The organism is Nostoc sp. 'Peltigera membranacea cyanobiont' 213, assembly GCF_002245975.1.
Lineage (GTDB): Bacteria > Cyanobacteriota > Cyanobacteriia > Cyanobacteriales > Nostocaceae > Nostoc.
Genome location: NZ_NOLI01000320.1, coordinates 1 through 2,458 on the forward strand (window position 1 = coordinate 1; position 2,458 = coordinate 2,458).

The following is a 2,458-nucleotide window of genomic DNA, read 5'->3' on the forward strand; positions in this document are numbered from 1 at the left end:
TGTCTGATTTTACTCTTTTTATCGAGAAAAATCCTCCGTAAAAACCCCTTTGTGACAGTTAGGGTGCGGAATGTGGGTTACACAAGTGATAGATGGGGACAGCATCACAGTCCGTCAAACCGATGGTAGCCAAATGTCAGTCGAGCTTTGTGGAATTGATGCCCCAGAAGTGAAACAAGGTGAAGTGCCAGCACAAGCATTGAGCAATGAAGCAAAAGATAAACTACTCAACCTAGTCGCTGCTGCCGATAATCAACTGATGATTATTCCAGTCGCAAAAGACAGCGATGGGCGTACTGTTGCTGAAGTGATGGCTCATGGACAGGGTGAGGCTGAGATTAGTTTTCAGGAAGAACTGCTCAAAAGCGGCTTGGCTAAAACGCAACTTGGCGGCGGGGTAAAATGCCCGAATCAGATAGCTTTTGAACAGACTCAGAAAATAGCGATCGCTTCTAAAACTGGAGTGTGGAGTCAAGACAAACGAAACTAGCCTTGAAGCTAAAACCAGCACTCCAGTTAAAATTTGTCGCAGATTTCAAGTAGGCGCAGATCCACCAAGCGCATTTCTGTAAGCATCAGCAGTTTCTATGCCAAAACCACCAGCTTGAGCATGACGGAGTAGCGATTGTACTATCGGCATCGCAATACTCATGCCAAATAAGGCATTGAAACCTGCAATAACCACTGGTGCAGATAATACAACTGTAAATTCTGGAAATAAGGCTAATACAGCTACTAAGACCAGAAAAACAATCGGTGTCGCAATACCTGCTGCTTTTGCAGCTTCTAAAACTAAACTTTTGTACTCTTCAACAGTAATATCGCCCCGATAAAGATCCAAGGAGTATGAAATTGCTGTGACTATAACTTGGGTAAGAATAGCGGTTCCTGTAGCAGTGATCCCCAACTTAGCAATTGTTCCAGAATTGCAGATAATAGAATCTACGGCATTGTAAACCCGAATATAAAACTGCTCCCCAACATTCATTACTTCAGCTCCGCGACGCAGATTATCAACACCTACTTCCCACAGGATGTTGTCAGCACCATTTGAGCCACCTTGAGAGCGTGGAATGATATGGCTACCATGTTTATCGCTCAAGAATTCACGAATAGTCCGTTCGTTAGCTCCTAGCTTTGATGTACCAGGAATTTTCTCAAAAAGCTTCATTACATCTGCGTCAGAGCGAGGTAAATCTCCGGTTCTTAGACCAGCACGATACCTCAATCTATATGCAATCTTGGGCATCTCTAGAGCTAGTTCCGCAGCAGTCCTTGGTAAGTTTTGCAAAGCCTCAGCTACAGCTACACTCGAAGTTGTCACACTAATAGCAGTGCCTTCTAATGCTTTACCCACATTTTGTACAGCTTGAAAACCTTGCTGTGCTGTTGCAGGCAAATCATTAATTGCATTAATACTTGAGGTAGTAATCTCTACAGCAGTATTTTTTATTCCATCAACTACTTCTTCTATACCCTTTGCTGTATTAGTTGCTGCTTCTTGCGCTTTATCTTTGAGCGTATCCGCCAAATTTCGTGCTTGGTTGATGAAATCCATGTTTCAGTAAACTGTTGTTTTGATAATTCAGTATTTAGTTCAGCTTCTCCCCTCAAAGCTAAGAACCACATCAGCATTAATCATGAACTTTCAAGGGAATATTTAAAGAGATAGTAAGGAATTTATAAATTTAGGTTGTGCTAGCTTATAAATTGAACTATGAGCTAGTTTAGCTGTTCTGTTAACTATTTAGGTAGTTTTTTATTGATACAGCAATCAGCATTATATGAGCCAGTTTTTAGCTTTGGTCTTCTGTGCTTGAATTGAATAAAGAAAGCGATCGCTGCTCAACATAGGGTTCAATCTGCATTTGATGTCTCTTCAGTCGGCAAATAGCGGGTTAACTCTCGAATAACAATTTTTCTAACCTTTTTGCTTCGCCTGAAGTGAGTAAAATTGTTATTGGTTTAAACTTGTTTAACATCAACTGTTTTGCAGAGGTAATACAGATGTGGGAATGTTGCAAATGCCATGAGCAGAATGAAGAGACTTTCTCTTTTTGCTGGAGTTGTGGTACCTCAAACGATGGAATCGAGGACAAGTCATTCCAGGGAGTTGACGAAATTGCTCCTTCTAGCATTAAAGGTCAGCCAGTCTTAGTAACATCAACAGGGCTAGCCGAGTATCCAGACCAACAAGAAGTTGAACTTTTGGCGTGTGTTAAATGTGGCTCTGAAAATATAATTCCAAACGTTCGTATTGTCACCCACACAGAAGAGTTTAAAAAGGATCTGCAAGTAGAAATTTACGAAAATCCAAAAGCGCTTATATTTAAAGGAACTCACACTGGGACATTAACAGCATATATTTGTGGACAGTGCGGTTATACAGAAATGTATATCAGCAATCCACAATACTTACTCAATCAGTACAAGAAGAATAAGAAAATTTAATTACCAA

3 protein-coding genes are annotated in these 2,458 nt (G+C 40.7%); 2 read left to right on the forward strand and 1 reads right to left on the reverse strand.

Translation table 11 applies throughout. The features are described from left to right. Positions 1-70: 70 nt before the first annotated feature. On the forward strand, positions 71-490 hold the full coding sequence (locus tag CDG77_RS34530; protein ID WP_094333611.1) for a thermonuclease family protein: 420 nt from the start codon (positions 71-73) through the stop codon (positions 488-490). Between the two features lie 45 nt (positions 491-535). Here CDG77_RS34530 and CDG77_RS34535 read toward each other — a convergent pair whose 3' ends face one another. Beyond that, a complete protein-coding gene (locus CDG77_RS34535; protein ID WP_094333612.1) occupies positions 536-1,558 on the reverse strand; it encodes an HNH endonuclease in 1,023 nt (340 codons plus the stop codon). Between the two features lie 449 nt (positions 1,559-2,007). On the opposite strand from CDG77_RS34535, the gene CDG77_RS34540 reads away from it, so the two are divergent. Continuing rightward, positions 2,008-2,451, forward strand: coding sequence for a hypothetical protein (locus CDG77_RS34540; protein WP_094333613.1), 444 nt, complete (start codon positions 2,008-2,010; stop codon positions 2,449-2,451). Positions 2,452-2,458: the final 7 nt, after the last annotated feature.